General features: G+C 55.1%; 18 protein-coding genes. 15 read left to right on the forward strand and 3 right to left on the reverse strand.

Going from position 1 to position 19,029, the window contains the following annotated elements; all coding sequences use genetic code 11:
• Window positions 1–126: 126 nt before the first annotated feature.
• The 9 genes from rmuC to hemB all read left to right on the forward strand — a co-directional run bounded on the left by rmuC (window position 127) and on the right by hemB (window position 8,210).
• Window positions 127–1,560: a DNA recombination protein RmuC gene (gene rmuC, locus HMPREF0201_RS22150; protein ID WP_016539013.1), complete on the forward strand. Its 1,434-nt coding sequence runs from the start codon at window positions 127–129 to the stop codon at window positions 1,558–1,560.
• Window positions 1,561–1,651: 91 nt separating this feature from the next.
• The gene (ubiE, locus tag HMPREF0201_RS22155) at window positions 1,652–2,422 is read left to right on the forward strand and encodes a bifunctional demethylmenaquinone methyltransferase/2-methoxy-6-polyprenyl-1,4-benzoquinol methylase UbiE (protein ID WP_016539014.1); all 771 of its coding nucleotides are present in this window, start codon (window positions 1,652–1,654) and stop codon (window positions 2,420–2,422) included.
• A gap of 14 nt (window positions 2,423–2,436) precedes the next feature.
• Window positions 2,437–3,042, forward strand: coding sequence for a ubiquinone biosynthesis protein UbiJ (ubiJ, locus tag HMPREF0201_RS22160; RefSeq protein WP_016539015.1), 606 nt, complete (start codon window positions 2,437–2,439; stop codon window positions 3,040–3,042).
• Window positions 3,039–4,679, forward strand: coding sequence for a ubiquinone biosynthesis regulatory protein kinase UbiB (gene ubiB / locus HMPREF0201_RS22165; protein WP_016539016.1), 1,641 nt, complete (start codon window positions 3,039–3,041; stop codon window positions 4,677–4,679). Before ubiJ ends, ubiB begins: the two co-directional genes overlap by 4 nt.
• A gap of 77 nt (window positions 4,680–4,756) precedes the next feature.
• Complete coding sequence (tatA, locus tag HMPREF0201_RS22170; protein ID WP_016539017.1) at window positions 4,757–5,011, forward strand: twin-arginine translocase TatA/TatE family subunit; 255 nt, start codon at window positions 4,757–4,759, stop codon at window positions 5,009–5,011.
• A 3-nt stretch (window positions 5,012–5,014) separates the two neighbouring features.
• Window positions 5,015–5,563 (forward strand): Sec-independent protein translocase protein TatB, encoded by a 549-nt coding sequence (tatB, locus tag HMPREF0201_RS22175; RefSeq protein WP_016539018.1) that lies wholly within the window; start codon window positions 5,015–5,017, stop codon window positions 5,561–5,563.
• Window positions 5,564–5,565: 2 nt separating this feature from the next.
• Window positions 5,566–6,345: a Sec-independent protein translocase subunit TatC gene (tatC, locus tag HMPREF0201_RS22180; RefSeq protein ID WP_016539019.1), complete on the forward strand. Its 780-nt coding sequence runs from the start codon at window positions 5,566–5,568 to the stop codon at window positions 6,343–6,345.
• Between the two features lie 45 nt (window positions 6,346–6,390).
• The gene (gene tatD / locus HMPREF0201_RS22185; RefSeq protein WP_016539020.1) at window positions 6,391–7,191 is read left to right on the forward strand and encodes a 3'-5' ssDNA/RNA exonuclease TatD; all 801 of its coding nucleotides are present in this window, start codon (window positions 6,391–6,393) and stop codon (window positions 7,189–7,191) included.
• A complete protein-coding gene (gene hemB / locus HMPREF0201_RS22190) occupies window positions 7,188–8,210 on the forward strand; it encodes a porphobilinogen synthase (protein ID WP_039899057.1) in 1,023 nt (340 codons plus the stop codon). Before tatD ends, hemB begins: the two co-directional genes overlap by 4 nt.
• Before the next feature lie 36 nt (window positions 8,211–8,246).
• Here hemB and rfaH read toward each other — a convergent pair whose 3' ends face one another.
• Window positions 8,247–8,735, reverse strand: a complete 489-nt coding sequence (rfaH, locus tag HMPREF0201_RS22195; RefSeq protein ID WP_039899059.1) for a transcription/translation regulatory transformer protein RfaH — start codon at window positions 8,733–8,735, stop codon at window positions 8,247–8,249.
• A gap of 178 nt (window positions 8,736–8,913) precedes the next feature.
• On the opposite strand from rfaH, the gene ubiD reads away from it, so the two are divergent.
• Entirely contained in the window at window positions 8,914–10,407 is a 1,494-nt protein-coding gene (gene ubiD / locus HMPREF0201_RS22200) for a 4-hydroxy-3-polyprenylbenzoate decarboxylase (protein WP_115586370.1), read from the forward strand.
• Between the two features lie 47 nt (window positions 10,408–10,454).
• Window positions 10,455–11,156 carry an NAD(P)H-flavin reductase gene (gene fre / locus HMPREF0201_RS22205; RefSeq protein WP_016539024.1) on the forward strand — a complete coding sequence of 234 codons (702 nt, stop codon included), beginning with the start codon at window positions 10,455–10,457 and terminating at the stop codon, window positions 11,154–11,156.
• 119 nt (window positions 11,157–11,275) lie between these two features.
• On the opposite strand, the gene fadA is transcribed toward fre, so the two are convergent.
• Both fadA and fadB read right to left on the reverse strand, forming a co-directional pair.
• Window positions 11,276–12,439: an acetyl-CoA C-acyltransferase FadA gene (gene fadA / locus HMPREF0201_RS22210; protein ID WP_016539025.1), complete on the reverse strand. Its 1,164-nt coding sequence runs from the start codon at window positions 12,437–12,439 to the stop codon at window positions 11,276–11,278.
• 9 nt (window positions 12,440–12,448) lie between these two features.
• Window positions 12,449–14,638 carry a fatty acid oxidation complex subunit alpha FadB gene (fadB, locus tag HMPREF0201_RS22215; protein WP_016539026.1) on the reverse strand — a complete coding sequence of 730 codons (2,190 nt, stop codon included), beginning with the start codon at window positions 14,636–14,638 and terminating at the stop codon, window positions 12,449–12,451.
• 192 nt (window positions 14,639–14,830) lie between these two features.
• Between fadB and pepQ the strand changes: the two genes are divergently transcribed.
• From pepQ to hemG, 4 genes are read left to right on the forward strand one after another with little or no spacing between them, the layout of a single operon-like run.
• Window positions 14,831–16,162 carry a Xaa-Pro dipeptidase gene (pepQ, locus tag HMPREF0201_RS22220; RefSeq protein WP_016539028.1) on the forward strand — a complete coding sequence of 444 codons (1,332 nt, stop codon included), beginning with the start codon at window positions 14,831–14,833 and terminating at the stop codon, window positions 16,160–16,162.
• Window positions 16,162–16,776 carry an IMPACT family protein gene (locus HMPREF0201_RS22225; protein WP_016539029.1) on the forward strand — a complete coding sequence of 205 codons (615 nt, stop codon included), beginning with the start codon at window positions 16,162–16,164 and terminating at the stop codon, window positions 16,774–16,776. Before pepQ ends, HMPREF0201_RS22225 begins: the two co-directional genes overlap by 1 nt.
• A gap of 41 nt (window positions 16,777–16,817) precedes the next feature.
• Complete coding sequence (gene trkH / locus HMPREF0201_RS22230) at window positions 16,818–18,269, forward strand: Trk system potassium transporter TrkH (protein ID WP_016539030.1); 1,452 nt, start codon at window positions 16,818–16,820, stop codon at window positions 18,267–18,269.
• 11 nt (window positions 18,270–18,280) lie between these two features.
• Window positions 18,281–18,814, forward strand: coding sequence for a menaquinone-dependent protoporphyrinogen IX dehydrogenase (hemG, locus tag HMPREF0201_RS22235; protein WP_016539031.1), 534 nt, complete (start codon window positions 18,281–18,283; stop codon window positions 18,812–18,814).
• The last annotated feature ends 215 nt before the right edge of the window (window positions 18,815–19,029 follow it).

Consider the following 19,029-nt stretch of genomic DNA (forward strand, 5'->3'; position numbering starts at 1 on the left):
AGAGCCGGCGCTTGCCGGCTTTTTTTATGCTTTGCGCACCGCCTTCCGGAAAATACCTTTTCATCTGGACATTTATACAGCAGAATTTTACCGTGCAGCTGTTAGCGATGGTTTCAGGGGGGAAGCATGGATATTTCACTGTTGTTTGGGCTGGGTATTGGGCTGGTCGGGTTATTAACCGGCTGGCTGCTCGCGAGCTTGCGTGCGGCTCAGCGCCAGGCGCTATTGCATGAAGAACAGCGTGAAATCTATGGCGAGCTGGCTGCGGCACGGCAAGAGCTACAACAGAGCCAGCACTGGCGGGAAGAGTGCGAGCAACTCAACAGTGAAGTCCGTGCCCAAATGGAGATCAACAGCGGGCAGGAGGCGGATATCCGCGAGCTGACCACGCTGCTGGAGCAAACCCGGCTGAATGCCGAAGACAAACATCGCCAGATGCTCAATAGCGAGCAGCGCCTGAATGAACAGTTCGAAAATCTGGCTAACCGCATCTTCGAGCAGAGCGGGCGCAAGGTGGAAGAGCAAAATCGCCAGAGCCTGAACGTACTGCTGTCGCCGCTGCGTGAACAGCTGGACGGTTTCCGCCGCCAGGTGCAGGAAAGCTTTGGCCAGGAAGCGCGTGAGCGCCATACGCTAACTCACGAAATCAGGAACCTACAGCAGCTTAATGCACAAATGGCGCAGGAAGCCCTGAACCTGACAAAAGCGCTGAAGGGCGATAATAAAACCCAGGGCAACTGGGGCGAAGTGGTGCTAACTCGCGTGCTTGAAGCTTCCGGCCTGCGGGAAGGGCATGAATACCAGACCCAGGTAAACATCCAGCTGGAAAACAACAGCCGTATGCAGCCGGACGTGATAGTTCGCCTGCCGCAGGGCAAAGACGTAGTTATCGATGCCAAAATGACGCTGGTCGCCTACGAGCGCTATTTTAACGGTGAAGATGAGTTAACGCGTGAAAGCGCGCTGAGCGAGCACATCGCCGCCGTTCGCAACCATATCCGCCTGCTGGGCCGCAAAGATTACCAGCAGCTTCCGGGGCTGCGCTCCCTCGACTACGTGTTGATGTTTATTCCCGTCGAGCCCGCTTTCCTGCTGGCTATCGACCGTCAGCCCGAATTGATTAGCGAAGCGTTGAAAAACAATATTATGCTGGTCAGCCCAACGACGCTGCTGGTGGCGCTGCGCACTATCGCCAATTTATGGCGCTATGAGCATCAGAGCCGTAATGCCCAGCAGATTGCCGAGCGGGCTGGAAGGCTGTACGACAAGATGCGCCTGTTTGTTGACGATATGTCCGCCATCGGCCAGAGCCTCGATAAAGCGCAGGACAATTATCGCCAGGCGATGAAAAAACTTTCCTCCGGGCGTGGCAACATTCTGGTGCAGGCGGATGCCTTCCGCGGGCTTGGCGTTGAGGTTAAACGTGAGATTAATCCCGAATGGGTAGATAAGGCCCGTCAGGATGACGAAGATAACGCGGCTCGTCTGGGCCACGAAGACGAAGAGTCGGCAAGCGAGGTCAATGATTTAACGCCGCGACGGTCGGTTGGAGAGCGTTGAGCTAAGGTTTAGTCGCGCGGTTGAATCATAGGGCTTTAGCGCCCATTCTGTTACACTTCACGAACATTTTCTTGATTAAGCAGGCATTGAGATGGTTGACGAATCCCAGGAATCTAAGTCCCAGGAAACAACGCACTTTGGCTTCCGTACCGTAGCTAAAGAGCAAAAGGTCGATATGGTGGCGAATGTGTTCCACTCTGTTGCGGCAAAATACGATGTGATGAACGATTTAATGTCGTTCGGTATTCATCGCCTGTGGAAGCGCTACACGATTGACTGCAGCGGCGTACGCCGCGGCCAGCGCGTGCTCGACCTGGCGGGTGGCACCGGTGACCTGACGGCGAAGTTCTCGCGTCTGGTGGGTGAAACCGGCGAAGTCGTACTGGCGGATATCAACGACTCAATGCTGAAAATGGGGCGCGAAAAGCTGCGCAACATCGGTATTGTCGGCAATGTAAGCTACGTTCAGGCCAACGCCGAAGCGCTGCCGTTCCCGGACAATACTTTTGACTGCATCACCATCTCCTTCGGTTTGCGTAACGTTACGGATAAAGACGCCGCGCTGCGCTCGATGTTCCGCGTGCTGAAGCCGGGCGGCCGCCTGCTGGTGCTGGAGTTCTCCAAACCTGCCTTTGAGCCGCTGAATAAAGCTTATGATGCTTATTCGTTCCACATTCTGCCGCGTATCGGCGAAATGGTGGCTCAGGACGGCGAAAGCTACCGTTATCTTGCGGAGTCCATCCGCATGCACCCTGACCAGGAAACGCTGAAGGCGATGATGGAAGAAGCCGGGTTTGAAAACACCACCTATTTCAATTTGACCGGCGGGATTGTTGCCCTGCACCGCGGTTATAAATTTTAACCAGGGGAGCATCGATGCCATTCACTCCGCTTATCACCGCCGGAATTGAGGGTGTGCTTAACACCTTCCTCTGGCGCGATCGCAGCCTCAAATCAGCGCGCCAGCGTCTTCAGGGCAAGACGCTTCGCGTAACGTTGAAAGAGATTTCTTCGCCGCTGGTGCTGGTGTTCAGTGAACAGCAGCTGGACGTCTTAAGCCAGTGGGAAGGTGAGGCGGACTGTAGCGTCACGACCCGCATCGGCGTGCTGCCTAAGCTGCGCGACCGCCAACAGCTCACCGCGCTAATCCGCAGCGGCGAGCTGGAAGTGGAGGGCGATATTCAGGTGGTACAAAACCTGGCTTCGTTGATGGATCTCGCGGAATTCGATCCTGCGGAGCTGCTGGCGCCGTATATCGGTGACATCGCGGCTGAAGGTATCAGCAAAGTGGCCCGTAACGGCGGTAAGCTGCTCAAAAAGGGTTTTAGCCGTAATCGGCAATACCTGGCTGAAACGCTTACCGAAGAGTGGCGCGTGGCGCCGGGGCAGCTGGAAGTGGCATGGTTCGCAGAGGAAACCGCAGCGCTGGCACGCTCGGTCGAAGCCTTTAGCGAGCGTCTGGACAAGCTGGAGGGCAAATGACGCCAGGAGAACTTCGTCGTCTTTACTTCATTGTCCGTATCTTCCTGAGCTATGGTCTCGATGAGCTAATCCCCAAAATTCGCCTTACGCTGCCGCTTCGAATCTGGCGGCGCTGCCTGTTCTGGATGCCAAATCGCCACCGCGACAAGCCGCTTGGCGAGCGCCTGCGCCTTGCGCTGCAGGAGCTTGGGCCGGTGTGGATAAAGTTTGGTCAAATGCTCTCTACGCGCCGCGATCTCTTCCCGCCGGTGATTGCCGACCAGCTTGCGATGTTGCAGGACAGGGTTGCCCCGTTTGACGGCAAGCTCGCGCAGCAGCAGATAGAGCTGGCGATGGGCGGGATCCCGGTGGAAAGCTGGTTCGACGATTTTGACATTAAGCCGCTGGCTTCCGCCTCTATTGCTCAGGTGCATACCGCGCGCCTTAAAGAAAGCGGCAAAGAAGTGGTTATTAAGGTTATCCGCCCCGATATCCTGCCGGTGATTAAGGCGGATATGAAGCTTATCTACCGCCTCGCCCGCTGGGTTCCGCGCCTGCTGCCTGATGGCCGCCGTTTGCGCCCGCTCGAAGTGGTTCGCGAGTATGAAAAGACGCTGATCGACGAGCTAAACCTGCTGCGTGAAGCCGCGAACGCCATTCAGCTGCGGCGGAACTTCGAAAATAGCCCGATGTTGTATGTGCCTGAGGTTTACTCGGACTACTGTAGCGAAAACATGATGGTAATGGAGCGGATTTACGGTATTCCGGTTTCCGATACCGTCGCGCTTGAAGCCCAGGGCACCAACATGAAACTGCTCGCCGAGCGAGGCGTGCAGGTGTTCTTTACCCAGGTATTCCGCGACAGCTTTTTCCATGCGGATATGCATCCGGGGAATATCTTTGTCAGCTATGAGCACCCGCAAGATCCGAAGTATATCGGCATCGACTGCGGCATTGTCGGCTCACTCAACAAGGAAGATAAGCGCTATCTGGCGGAAAACTTTATCGCCTTCTTTAACCGCGATTATCGTAAAGTGGCCGAGCTGCATGTGGACTCAGGCTGGGTTCCGCCGGACACCAATGTTGAAGAGTTCGAGTTTGCCATTCGCACAGTTTGCGAGCCGATTTTTGAGAAACCGCTGGCGGAGATTTCGTTTGGTCACGTGCTGCTGAACCTGTTCAACACCGCGCGTCGCTTCAATATGGAAGTTCAGCCACAGCTGGTTTTACTGCAAAAGACGCTTTTATACGTTGAAGGGGTCGGTCGGCAGCTCTATCCACAGCTTGATTTGTGGAAAACGGCGAAACCTTTCCTGGAAAGTTGGATCAAAGATCAGGTGGGTATTCCTGCCCTGGTGAGAGCTTTTAAAGAAAAAGCGCCCTTCTGGGTGGAAAAAATGCCGGAGTTGCCGGAACTGGTGTACAACAGTTTGCGCCAGGGCAAGCAATTACAGCATAGCGTTGATAAAATTCAGCGCGACCTGCAACTTCATCACGTGCGGCAGGGACAGTCGCGTTATCTGTTCGGCATAGGCGCCACGCTGATTTTGAGCGGCACGCTGCTGCTCATCAATAAGCCGGAGTGGGCGTTGATGCCCGCCTGGTTGATGGCGGGCGGTATCGTCGTCTGGCTGATTGGCTGGCGGCGCTCTGCCTGAACTTTAATCGGAATTAACGGATGATTGCCGTATAATAGCGGCTCTCATTGCCTGAATATCTTTATACGGGAGTCGGTATGGGCATCAGTTGGCCACAATTGTTAATCATTGTTGTTATCGTTGTTTTATTGTTTGGCACCAAGAAACTGGGCTCTTTAGGCTCGGATCTCGGCGCATCAATCAAAGGCTTTAAAAAAGCCATGGGCGATGATGACAGCAAAGAGAAAGAAAATGGCGAGAAGGATGCTGATTTTGCAGCGAAATCCCTCTCTGAGAAACCGAGCGACGTGAAAAAAGACGAAGCGAAGAGCAACGATAAAGAGCAGGTATAAATCGTGTTCGACATTGGTTTTGGCGAACTGCTGCTGGTATTCGTGATTGGCCTCATTGTGCTGGGGCCCCAGCGGCTGCCGGTGGCGGTAAAAACGGTGGTGGGTTGGGTGCGCGCGCTGCGTTCACTCGCCACTACGGTGCAGAACGAACTCGCTCAGGAACTGAAGCTGCAGGAACTGCAGGACAGCCTGAAAAAGGTCGAGAAAGCCAGCATGGACAATCTGACGCCCGAGCTGAAGGCGTCGATGGACGAGCTGCGCCAGGCCGCCGAGTCGATGAAACGTTCCTATACCCAACACGATCCTGAAAAGAAAAGTGACGAAGCCCATACTATCCATAACCCGCTGGTGAAGGATGAGGAGCTAAGTCACGAAGGCGTTACGCCAGCCGCAGCGGCGCACCAGGCCAGCGCGCCTGACGTTGTTCCGCAGGAGCCTGCTCCTGAGCCTGCGGCGGCAGTAGAGCCGGCTGTGGTTGAACACCCGGTTAAACCTGCCCCGGAAGCCGCGTCCGTCGCGCCCTCAATGCAACCCCCGAGTGAAAAATCGTAATCATGGCTGTTGAAGATACCCAACCGCTCATCAGTCATCTGATAGAGCTGCGCAAGCGCCTGCTGAACAGCATGATTGCCGTGCTGGTGATTTTCCTGGCGCTGGTTTATTTTGCCAACGATATCTACCAGCTGGTTTCAGCTCCGCTGATCAAGCATATGCCGCTGGGGTCAACGATGATCGCGACGGACGTAGCGTCGCCGTTCTTTACCCCAATTAAGCTGACTATCTACGTCTCGGTGTGTTTGGCCGCGCCGGTCATCCTGTATCAGATCTGGGCCTTTATTGCTCCTGCGCTGTATAAACACGAACGTAAGATGGTGATGCCGCTGCTGTTCTCCAGCACGCTGCTGTTTTATATCGGCATCGCTTTTGCCTATTTCGTGGTCTTCCCGCTGGCCTTCGGCTTCCTGACCAAAACCGCGCCGATAGGGGTGGTGGTGTCAACGGACATCACTAAATACCTCGATTTTGTCATGGCGCTGTTTATGGCGTTTGGCGTCGCGTTTGAAGTCCCGGTAGCAATAATCCTGCTGTGCTGGATGGGCATTACTACGCCGGAATCTCTCAAGCAGAAGCGTCCTTATATTCTGGTTGGCGCTTTTGTTGTCGGGATGCTGTTAACGCCTCCGGACGTGTTCTCGCAAACGCTGCTGGCTATCCCGATGTACTGCCTGTTTGAAGTAGGCGTGTTCTTCTCTCGTTTCTACGTCGGCAAAGGCCGGGGGCAAGGCGAAGAAGACGAGCCTGAAGTTGAAGACGAGCGCTCTGAAAAAGAGTAATGATTAAAAGCCGCCCTCAGGGGCGGTTGTCGTTTGGAGGGACAAATGTTTGATATCGGCGTAAACCTTACCAGCTCGCAGTTTGCAAAAGACCATGCTGAAGTGGTTGCCCGCGCGAAGCAGGCTGGCCTGAGCGGCATGATGCTGACCGGAACGAACCTCCACGAAAGCGAACAGGCGCTGCTTATGGCGCAGCAGTATGACAACTGCTGGTCCACGGCGGGCGTGCATCCGCATGATGCCAGCCAGTGGCAGGACAGCACCGCAGAGTCTCTTCGCAGGCTGGCCGCGGCGCCTCAGGTAGTCGCGATAGGTGAATGCGGCCTGGACTTTAACCGCAACTTTTCTACGCCTGCCGAGCAAGAGCGTGCTTTTACCGCTCAGCTTGCGCTGGCCGCAGAATTGATGATGCCGGTATTTTTGCACTGTCGCGATGCCCACGAGCGCTTTCTTGCCCTGCTTGACCCGTGGCTCGAACAGCTGCCCGGCGTCGTGCTGCACTGTTTTACAGGCACCGAAGCAGAGGCGCGTGATTGCCTGCTGCGCGGGCTATTTATCGGTATCACCGGCTGGGTCTGTGATGAACGGCGTGGCCTGGCGCTGCGCGAACTGCTGCCGATTATTCCGGCCCAGCAACTGCTGCTGGAGACCGATGCTCCCTATTTGTTGCCCCGGGATCTACAACCAAAACCTGCGTCCCGCCGCAACGAACCCTGTTATCTGCCCCATATCCTGAATAAGGTAGCCGAGTGGCGCGGTGAAGATCCGGCCTGGCTCGCGCAGGTAACAGATGACAATGCTCGTCGGTTATTCCGACTGGGTTTTAACCAGGAGAAAGTTAAATGAGCTATGCATTTCCAGGTACGTTTCCCGGCCGCCGTATGCGCCGCGTACGCCGCCATGACTTCAGCCGCCGCCTGGTGGCCGAAAATCAGCTAACGGTAAACGACCTGATCTACCCTGTGTTTGTCATGGAAGGCCACAATCAGCAGCAGGAAGTGCCGTCGATGCCGGGCGTGTATCGCATGACCATCGACCAGCTGTTGAAAGAAGCTGAAGCGGTAGCGAAGCTGGGGGTGCCTGTGCTCTCCCTGTTCCCGGTTATTGAAAGCGACGGTAAATCACTGCATGCCGAGGAAGCGTACAACCCGAACGGGCTGGTACAGCGTGCCGTTCGTGCGCTGAAAGATGCGGTGCCGGAACTGGGACTGCTGACCGACGTAGCGCTCGACCCGTACACCACTCATGGCCAGGACGGCGTAATTGATGCCGACGGTTATGTCATTAACGACGTGACCCGTGAAATTCTGGTGCGCCAGGCGCTTTCCCACGCGGAAGCCGGTGCGGAGATTGTTGCGCCAAGCGACATGATGGACGGGCGTATCGGCGCCATTCGCGATCGGTTGGAAGCCGACGGCTTCGTTAACACCCAGATTATGTCTTATGCCGCGAAATACGCCTCCTGCTATTACGGTCCGTTCCGCGATGCTATTGGTTCTTCGGGTAACCTGAAGGGGGGCAATAAAAAGACTTACCAGATGGATCCGGCCAACGGAGATGAAGCGCTGCAGGAAGTGGCGCAGGATCTGCAGGAAGGGGCCGATATGGTGATGGTTAAGCCGGGGATGCCGTATCTGGACGTGGTGCGCCGCGTAAAAGATACCTTCGGCGTACCGACTTTTGCCTACCAGGTTTCCGGTGAATACGCGATGCATATGGCGGCAATTCAGAACGGCTGGCTGGCAGAGAAGCCCGCTATTCTGGAATCCCTGATGTGCTTTAAGCGTGCCGGAGCCGATGGTGTGCTGACCTACTTCTCAAAGCGTGTCGCCCAGTGGCTGCACGACGAGCAGATGCAGCGCTAGAAACAACAAGGCCAGCATATGCTGGCCTTTTTACTGTTAAACCTTGCGGAAGTCGGTATTACGTACGCTTTGCCGTACCTGTTTATTCAGCAGGTTAAGCAGCAGCATGGAGCGAGCTTCCCCGTCCGGCTCGGCAAAAATCGCCTGCAACCCTTCGAAAGCCCCCTCGGTAATCACCACGCTGTCGCCGGGATACGGCGTTTCCGGGTCGGTGATATTGTCCGCCTGGTAATGCATCAGCTCACAGATAACCTTTTCAGGCACCGTTGCCGGCTGTGCGCCAAAGCGAACAAAATGGCTGACGCCACGGGTCGAATGGACCGTGGTGGTATGAATAGATTCGGGGTCGAATTCGACAAAAAGATAGTTGGGGAACAAAGGCTCACTGACCGCAGTTCTTTTGCCACGCACCATTTTTTCCAGCGTGATCATTGGAGTAAGGCAATTCACCTCCTGGCGCTCAAGATGTTCTTTCGCACGCAGCAATTGGCCTCGTTTACAGTACAGAAGATACCAGGATTCCATAATTTCTCTTTCCACCCGCTCAAGCGCGCCAGAATAACAAAACGTCCCGCGCAGAGATAGACGACATTAGTATAACCTGGCTGTCGGTGGCGACCTGCGGCGGTTTCACGCTAATTTAACAAAAATACAGCATGGCGGCAGTGAAGTCCGTATAATGGCGGCAAAATCCGACGTCATGATAAATTGCATGAAATACCACGACCTACGCGAATTTCTTGCGCTGCTCGAGCAGCAGGGCGAACTCAAACGTATCGCATTGCCTGTCGATCCGAACCTGGAAATGACCGAGATTGCCGATCGCACTTTGCGGGCGGGCGGCCCGGCGCTGCTGTTTGAAAACCCGAAGGGCTACGACATGCCGGTGCTCTGCAACCTGTTTGGCACGCCAAAACGGGTGGCGATGGGCATGGGGCAGGATGATGTTTCTGCGTTACGTGAAGTGGGAAAACTTCTGGCGTTTCTCAAAGAGCCGGAGCCGCCGAAAGGCTTCCGCGATCTGTTCGATAAACTCCCTCAGTTTAAGCAAGTTTTAAATATGCCGACCAAACGGCTGCGCAACGCGCCTTGCCAGGAGCAGGTTTGGGAAGGCGATGAAGTTGACCTGAACCGCATTCCTATTATGCGCTGCTGGCCGGAGGATGTTGCCCCGCTGATTACCTGGGGCCTGACGGTTACCCGCGGCCCGCATAAAGAGCGGCAAAATCTGGGCATTTATCGCCAGCAGCTGATTGGTAAAAATAAGCTGATCATGCGCTGGTTATCTCATCGCGGCGGCGCGCTGGACTTCCAGGAGTGGTGCGAAGCACACCCAGGCGAGCGTTTCCCGGTATCTGTCGCTCTCGGGGCAGACCCCGCAACGATTCTTGGTGCGGTTACGCCGGTGCCTGATACGCTTTCTGAATATGCCTTTGCCGGTTTGCTGCGTGGGACTAAAACCGAGGTCGTTAAATGTATTTCTAACGATCTTGAGGTGCCTGCAGGTGCGGAAATCGTGCTCGAGGGCTATATTGAGCCGGGTGAAATGGCGCCTGAAGGGCCTTACGGGGACCACACGGGCTACTACAATGAAGTGGATAGCTTCCCGGTGTTTACCGTGACGCATATTACCCAGCGTCAGGATGCGATTTATCATTCGACCTATACCGGGCGTCCGCCGGATGAACCTGCGGTCTTAGGCGTGGCGCTGAATGAAGTACTGGTTCCTATTTTGCAAAAGCAGTTCCCGGAAATTATCGACTTCTATCTGCCCCCTGAAGGCTGCTCTTATCGCCTGGCGGTGGTGACGATTAAGAAACAGTATGCCGGGCATGCCAAGCGAGTCATGATGGGCGTCTGGTCATTCCTGCGCCAGTTTATGTACACCAAATTCGTTATCGTCTGCGATGACGATGTTAACGCCCGCGACTGGAATGATGTTATCTGGGCTATCACTACGCGTATGGACCCCTCCCGTGATACGGTACTGATTGATAACACACCAATAGATTATCTGGATTTTGCCTCGCCGGTTTCCGGGCTTGGCTCAAAAATGGGACTGGATGCCACCAATAAATGGCCAGGGGAAACCCAGCGTGAATGGGGACGTCCAATTAAAAAAGATGCCGAAGTTTGCGCTCGCATCGACGCCATCTGGGATGAACTGGCTATTTTTGATAAACACAAAGACGCCTGAGCGGCAGTCTATACGGTATAGCTTTATTGACCCGACAGAGGGGACGCATGACAACCTTAAGCTGTAAAGTGACCTCGGTAGAAGCGATAACCGATACGGTATATCGCGTTCGATTGCTGCCGGAAGCAGAATTCTCATTCCAGGCCGGGCAGTATTTGATGGTGGTGATGGACGAGCGGGACAAGCGCCCGTTCTCTATGGCATCCACGCCGAGCGAACATGAGTTTATCGAGCTGCATATCGGTGCATCTGAACTCAACCTCTACGCCATGGCGGTGATGGAACGTATTCTGAAGCAGCAGGAAATCCTGGTAGATATGCCCCACGGTGATGCCTGGCTGCGGGAAGATGAAAGCCGGCCGCTGATCCTGATTGCCGGTGGCACCGGTTTCTCCTACGTTCGCTCTATTCTGCTGACGGCGCTGGCCCGTAATCCGCAGCGTGAAATTGCTATCTACTGGGGCGGGCGTGAAGAGAAGCATCTTTATGACTTGTCCGAGCTTGAGGGGCTGACGCTCAAGCATGAGAACCTGCGCGTTGAGGCGGTGGTTGAGCAGCCTGAAGAAGGCTGGCGTGGCCGCAGCGGCACGGTTCTGACCGCGGTGATGCAGGACTACGATTCACTAAGCGGGCACGATATTTATATTGCTGGCCGTTTTGAGATGGCAAAAATCGCCCGTGAACTGTTCTGCAATGAGCGCTGTGCGCTGGCTGAACACATGTTTGGTGATGCTTTCTCGTTTATCTGAGATAGGCCGCAGGTAAGCTAAGCCACCGCTTCGTCGGTGGTTTTTTTATTTCTGCACCATAAAAAAACCCGCCCCTGACAGGCGGGAAACACGGCAACTAAACTCGGCTAAGTTTTTTATTAAACGCGTTCAAACACGGTTGCGATGCCCTGACCCAGACCAATACACATGGTCGCAAGGCCAAACTGCGCATCGCGGCGCTCCATCAGGTTTATCAGCGTCGTGCTGATACGTGAACCGGAGCAGCCCAGCGGGTGACCCAGAGCAATAGCCCCGCCGTTCAGGTTAATCTTCTCGTCGATCTTATCCATCAGCCCCAGATCTTTAATGCACGGAAGGATCTGCGCGGCAAAGGCTTCGTTCATCTCAAACAGGTCGATGTCCTGGGCGGTTAGCCCAGCTTTTTTCAGCGCCAGTCTTGATGCCGGGACCGGACCATAGCCCATAATGGATGGGTCACAGCCGACCACCGCCATGGAACGGACGCGAGCGCGGATTTTCAGCCCCAGTTCTTTAGCGCGCGATTCGCTCATCAGCAGCATGGCCGAGGCCCCGTCGGATAATGCTGACGAAGTCCCTGCGGTGACGGTGCCGTTGACCGGATCAAACGCTGGCTTCAGCGCGGCAAGACCTTCGACGGTGGTTTCCGGGCGGATAACCTCGTCGAAGTCATAGCGTTTCAGCACGCCGTCGGCATCGTGGCCAGTGGTAGGCATGATTTCGTTTTTGAAATGGCCTGCTTCGGTGGCGGCCCAGGCGCGCTGGTGAGAGCGAGCGGCAAACTGATCCTGCATTTCACGGCTGATACCGTGCAGGCGGGAGAGCATTTCAGCCGTCAGGCCCATCATTCCGGCGGCCTTAGCAACGTTGCGGCTCATGCCCGGGTGGAAGTCAACGCCGTGGCTCATCGGCACATGGCCCATATGCTCTACGCCGCCAATCAGACAGGCATGCGCGTCGCCGGTTTGGATCATGCGTGCCGCGTCGTGCAGCGCCTGCATTGAGGAGCCGCAAAGGCGGTTTACCGTCACAGCGGGAACCGAATGCGGGATTTCAGCCAGCAGTGAAGCATTACGGGCAATATTGAAGCCCTGCTCCAGGGTTTGCTGCACGCAGCCCCAATAGATGTCATCCAGCGCCGCAGCTTCCAGAGCTGGGTTGCGGGAAAGAATACTGCGCATCAGATGCGCCGACAGATCCTCGGCACGCACGTTGCGGAACGCGCCTCCTTTGGAGCGGCCCATCGGCGTACGGATGGCATCAACAATAACAACCTTTTCCATAATCACTCCTCAGGCGCTTTTCAGGTCACTGGCCGGGCGGGCTGGCTCGACCGGGGGATAGTACGGCTCATTGCGTGAAGCTTTCGCTTTCAGGCCCTCAGGCACGGCATACAGCGGGCCGAGGTTTTCATATTGCTGCGCCATATCGAAATATTTCGCACTGCCCAGGGTATCCAGCCAGCGGAATGCGCCGCCGTGGAACGGAGGGAAGCCAAGGCCGTAAACCAGAGCCATATCGGCTTCTGCCGGGCTGGCGATAACGCCTTCCTCAAGGCAGCGCACAACTTCGTTAACCATTGGGATCATCATGCGGGCGACAATCTCTTCATCGGTAAAGCTGCGCTTCGGCTGGCTGACTTCCGCCAGCAGGCTATCAACGGTTTCGTCCTGCTCTTTACGCGGTTTACCTTTGCTGTCTTCTTTAAAGCGGTAGAAGCCATGCTGGGTTTTCTGCCCGTAGCGCCCGGCGTCGAACAGTACGTCAATGGCGTCACGGTAATCTTTGCTCATGCGCTGCGGGAAACCGGCTGCCATGACTGCCTGTGCGTGGTGTGCGGTATCAATCCCGACAACGTCCAGCAGATAAGCCGGGCCCATTGGCCAGCCAAACTGTTTCTCCATGACCTTGTCGATTTGGCGGAAGTCAGCGCCGTCGCGCAGCAGCTGGCTAAAGCCTGCAAAGTATGGGAACAGAACGCGGTTAACAAAGAAGCCCGGGCAGTCGTTAACCACAATCGGGGTTTTGCCCATTTTACTTGCCCATGCCACGACTTTAGCGACGGTCGCTTCTGAGGTCTTCTCTCCGCGAATGACTTCAACCAGCGGCATACGGTGAACCGGGTTAAAGAAATGCATACCGCAGAAGTTTTCCGGGCGTTTCAGGGCGCTTGCCAGTTCGCTGATTGGAATGGTCGAGGTGTTTGAAGCCAGGACGGTATCGGCACGAACTTTATCTTCGGTCTCGGCCAGCACCGCTTTTTTCACTTTCGGGTTTTCTACAACCGCTTCTACCACAACATCCACGCGGTCGAACCCTGCGTACTCCAGCGTTGGCTGAATAGTCGCGATGATTTGAGCCAGCTTCAGGCCGTCAATTTTGCCGCGTTCCAGCTGTTTGTTCAGCAGCTTGCCCGCTTCGTTGATGCCCAGAGCCAGAGACTTCTCATTAATATCCTTCATTAACACCGGCACGCCTTTCCAGGCCGACTGATAAGCAATGCCGCCGCCCATAATTCCGGCACCCAGCACCGCGGCGTGCATAGGTGTTTCGATATCTTTGGTCAGCTTTTTCGCCTGGCTTTTAACGAACTGGTCATTAAGGAAAATGCCGACCAGCGCGCGGGCTTCGTTAGAACGAGCCAGCGGGACGAAGCTTTGGGTTTCAAGTTTTAGCGCTTCGTCGCGGCCCAAACCAGCGGCTGCTTCGATAGTTTTTACCGCGGTCATCGGGGCCGGATAATGCTTCCCGGCAATCCGTGCAACCATGCCTTTGGCGATGGTGAAGCTCATACCGGCTTCGATTTTGCTTAAGTGCAGCGGCTCAAGTTTTGGCGCACGGCGAGCCTTCCAGTCCAGCTCGCCTTTAATAGCCTGGCGCAGAATGGTGAGGGCGCCATCACGCAGTTTTTCGTTTTTAACGATACCGTCGACCAAGCCGATTTTTTGCGCTTCTACTGCACCGACATCTTTACCGGCGGTGATTATCTCGAGCGCGCTGTCTGCACCCAGAAGGCGCGGCAGGCGAACGGAACCGCCAAAGCCCGGCATGATCCCGAGTTTAGTTTCCGGCAGGCCGATGCGGGTATCCGGCGTCGCCAGGCGGAAGTCGGTCGCCAGCACACATTCGCATCCGCCGCCCAGCGCGTAGCCGTTCACGGCGGCGATGGTCGGAACCGGCAAATCTTCCAGTCGGTTAAACACGCTATTAGCGAATTGCAGCCAGTGGGTCAGCTGTTCGGCAGGGACCAGGAACAGCGATAAAAATTCGGTAATATCAGCGCCGACGATAAAGGCGGATTTGCTTGAGCTTAGCAGCAGACCTTTGAGGTTTGGCTGCTTTTCAAGCACGGCCAGCGCTTCGCCGAGGCTGGCGACGGTTGCCGTGTCCAGCTTGTTGACGGAGCCGGGAGCATCGAACACCAGTTCGGCGATGCCGTCTTCCAGCCAGTCGAGATGTAGGGTTTCACCTTGGTAGAGCATGTCAGTCTCCTGAATCCAACAATGGGATCTGGTCGTACCAGATGAAGCGGAGTGTGGAATTGATGTTAATGAAATGCAAATTTCTGTTTAAATATTTGCAAACAGGATCACAGGTGGCGGAAATAACTCGGCTGTTTTACCGGTGTGCTAAGATGCGTGGCGAACAGGTAAAAAAAAACAGAAGGGTAAATTATGGAATCACTGGCCGCGCTGTATAAAGATCATGTGGCAACTCTGCAGGAGCGTACCCGTAACGTTCTGGCGCGTTTTAACCTTGATGCATTACTTATTCATTCCGGGGAGCTGTTCAACGTCTTCCTCGATGACCATGCCTATCCGTTTAAAGTTAACCCGCAGTTTAAAGCCTGGGTTCCGGTAACGCAGGTTCCTAACTGCTGGCTGCTGGTGGATGGCGTGAATAAGCCGAAGCTGTGGTTCTATCTGCCGGTGGACTACTGGCATAACGTAGAGCCGCTGCCGGAATCCTTCTGGACCGACGATATCGACGTCATTGCGTTGCCTAAAGCCGACGGTATTGGCAGCCAGCTGCCGGCCGCTCGTGGCAACATCGGTTATATTGGCCCGGTGCCTGAGCGCGCTTTGCAGCTTGATATTGCCGCTGCCAACATCAACCCGAAAGGGGCGATCGACTACCTGCATTATTACCGCGCCTATAAAACTGACTACGAACTGGCGTGTATGCGGGAAGCTCAGAAAACGGCGGTTGTCGGCCACCGGGCAGCCCATGAGGCATTCCTGTCCGGGATGAGCGAGTTTGATATCAATAGTGCTTACCTGACGGCGACCGGCCACCGCGATATCGATGTGCCTTACGGCAACATCGTTGCGCTAAATGAGCACGCGGCGGTACTGCACTACACAAAACTGGATCACCGTGCTCCCGCTGAGTCACGCAGCTTCCTGCTGGATGCTGGAGCAGAGTACAACGGGTATGCTGCCGATCTGACGCGCACCTGGACCACTCACGCCGACAGCGACTTTGCACAGCTGATCAAAGACGTTAATACCGAGCAACTGGCGCTTATCGACACCATGAAGTCCGGCGTGCGCTATACCGACTACCACATCCAGTTCCATCAACGCCTTGCTAAGATCCTGCGTCGCCATAAACTGGTGAACGATATTAGCGAAGAAGCCATGCTGGAAGCCGGTATTACCAGTCCGTTTATGCCGCACGGTATTGGCCATCCGCTGGGTCTGCAGGTGCATGATGTCGCCGGGTTTATGCAGGACGACACCGGGACACATCTTGCTGCGCCAACCCAACACCCTTACCTGCGTTGTACCCGCGTGCTGGAACCGCGCATGGTGTTGACCATTGAGCCTGGTCTCTATTTCATCGAGTCCCTGCTGGCTCCATGGCGCGAAGGGAAGTACAGCAAGCACTTCGACTGGAAGCGCATCGAAGCGCTGAAGCCGTTTGGCGGCATCCGCATCGAAGATAACGTTGTTATCTATGAAAACAGCACCGAAAACATGACGCGTAATCTGAAGCTCGCGTAATGGAAAGCTGGCCAATCCCCGCTGAGCCAGTAACGGTCAGCGAGGAAATCAAAAAAAGCCGTTTTATTACCCTTGTCGCGCATACCGACGGGGTTATAGCGGCTAAAGCATTCGTAGAGAAAGTACGCGCCGAACACCCGGATGCCCGGCATCACTGTTGGGCCTGGGTGGCGGGGGCGCCGGATGATTCGCAACAGCTGGGGTTTTCCGATGACGGCGAGCCTGCCGGAACGGCGGGGAAACCTATCCTGGCGCAGCTGATGGGCAAAGGCATTGGTGAAATAACAGCGGTAGTCGTGCGCTATTATGGCGGGGTCAAGCTAGGCACTGGCGGCCTGGTCAGGGCCTATGGAGGCGGCGTGCAGTTGGCGCTAAATCAGCTGCCGGTGGTGCTCAAAGTACCGCTGACCGAATATACTTTGCAGTGCGACTATTCGCATCTGGCGGGCGTTGAAGCTTTGCTCAAGCAGTTCGAAGGAGTCATTGTCGAAAGTGACTTCCAGGCTTCCATTGCGTTGCGCGTTGCTCTGCCGCAAAACCAGGTGGCGACCTTCGGCGCACGGCTGACTGATTTTAGCCGTGGCGCATTGCATTTATTGCCGTTTGAACAATAATCCCCCCTCGTTATTTATAGATATTTAAGGAAACGGCTGAAATGCATTTTCGCGCCATAACCCGAATCGTTGGCCTGTTGGTTATCCTCTTTTCCGGAACCATGATACTTCCCGGCTTAGTGGCTCTGATCTATCGCGATGGTGCCGGCCGCGCCTTTACTCAGACGTTTTTTGTCGCCCTCGTTATCGGCTCCCTGCTGTGGTGGCCTAACCGGCGGGAGAAGGGGGAGCTCAAACCGCGGGAGGGCTTCCTTATAGTCGTCCTATTCTGGACCGTGCTGGGAAGCGTGGGGTCGCTGCCGTTTATCTTTTCCGAGCGGCCAAACCTGACGGTGACCGATGCATTCTTCGAGTCCTTTTCCGGGTTGACGACGACCGGTGCGACGACGCTGGTGGGCCTGGACTCCTTACCTCACGCGATTCTTTTTTACCGTCAGATGTTGCAGTGGTTCGGTGGGATGGGGATCATCGTCCTGGCTGTGGCAATCCTGCCTATCCTCGGCGTCGGGGGGATGCAGCTTTACCGGGCGGAAATGCCGGGGCCGCTGAAAGATAATAAGATGCGCCCGCGTATTGCCGAGACGGCGAAAACGCTGTGGCTGATTTATGTCTTGCTGACGGTTGCCTGCGCGCTGGCGCTTTGGTTCGCGGGAATGCCCGCATTTGATGCCATCGGCCACAGCTTCTCCACTATCGCTATCGGCGGCTTCTCTACTCATGATGCCAGCGTCGGCTACTTTAATAGCCCGACGATTAATACCATCATCGCTATCTTCCTGCTGATATCCGGCTGTAACTACGGCCTGCACTTCTCTTTACTCAGCGGACGCAGCCTGAAAGTGTACTGGCGTGATCCCGAATTCCGCATGTTCATCGGCGTGCAGTTAACGCTGGTATTGGTTTGTACTCTGGTGCTGTGGTTCCACAATACTTACCAGTCAGCGCTGCAAACGCTAAATCAGGCCTTCTTCCAGGTTGTTTCAATGGCGACAACGGCGGGCTTTACCACAGACAGTATTGCCCGCTGGCCTCTATTCTTGCCGGTGTTGCTGCTTTGTTCCGCGTTTATCGGCGGCTGCGCAGGCTCTACCGGCGGCGGCCTGAAAGTTATCCGTATTCTTCTACTGTTCAAACAGGGTAACCGCGAGTTGAAAAGGCTGGTGCACCCGAATGCGGTTTACAGTATTAAGCTGGGTAACCGTGCGTTGCCGGAGCGTATTCTTGAAGCGGTGTGGGGCTTCTTCTCCGCTTATGCGCTGGTCTTCATCGTCAGCATGCTGGCGATTATTGCCACCGGGGTCGATGACTTCTCCGCGTTTGCTTCTGTTGCGGCAACCCTCAACAACCTGGGGCCTGGCCTTGGGGTGGTGGCCGATAACTTCGCCAGCATGAATCCCGTTGCCAAATGGATACTGATCGTGAATATGCTGTTTGGTCGTCTTGAAGTCTTTACCTTGTTAGTTCTGTTCACGCCTACATTCTGGCGAGAGTAACCGGAGCCTGTGTGAAAACCTTAATTCTGTTTTCGACCCGAGATGGTCAAACTCGTGAGATTGCTTCTTATATAGCATCCGAGCTGAAAGAGCTGGGTGTAGACAGTGATGTGGTGAATCTACATCGCTGCGACGATATCGCCTGGGCTAATTATGATCGAGTGGTGATTGGGGCTTCCATTCGCTATGGGCATTTCCACTCCTCGGTTGATTCCTTCGTTAAGAAATACCAGCAGCAGCTTAATCAACGTGCCAGCGCATTCTTCTCTGTAAACCTGGTTGCGCGTAAGCCGGAGAAGCGTTCCCCGCAAACCAACTCTTATACGCGTAAGTTCTTGCTCAACTCGGTCTGGCGTCCCGATCATTGTGCTGTGTTTGCCGGTGCGCTGCGTTATCCACGTTACGGCTGGCTGGACCGCTTCATGATTCGCTTAATTATGAAAATGACCGACGGTGAAACGGATACCAGTAAAGAAGTGGTTTATACGGATTGGCAGCAAGTCGCCCGTTTTGCCCATGAAATTGAACAGTTAAACACCAAATAGCGTTGTAAATAAGCGAGTTGGCGAAAAAGAATGCGGTCAGAAAGTTTTTTTAAATAAACCCTTGTCACCGCCGAAGAACTCCCTATAATGCGCCTCCACTGACACGGAACAACGGCTTGCAAAGCGGCGTGTCAGGCGGAGTGAAGCGAGAAATAAATGCTTGACTACGCAGCGGGAAAGCGTAATATGCACACCCCGCGCTACTGAGAAAGTAG

Origin of the sequence: Cedecea davisae DSM 4568, assembly GCF_000412335.2 — a bacterium.
GTDB classification, from domain to species: domain Bacteria; phylum Pseudomonadota; class Gammaproteobacteria; order Enterobacterales; family Enterobacteriaceae; genus Cedecea; species Cedecea davisae.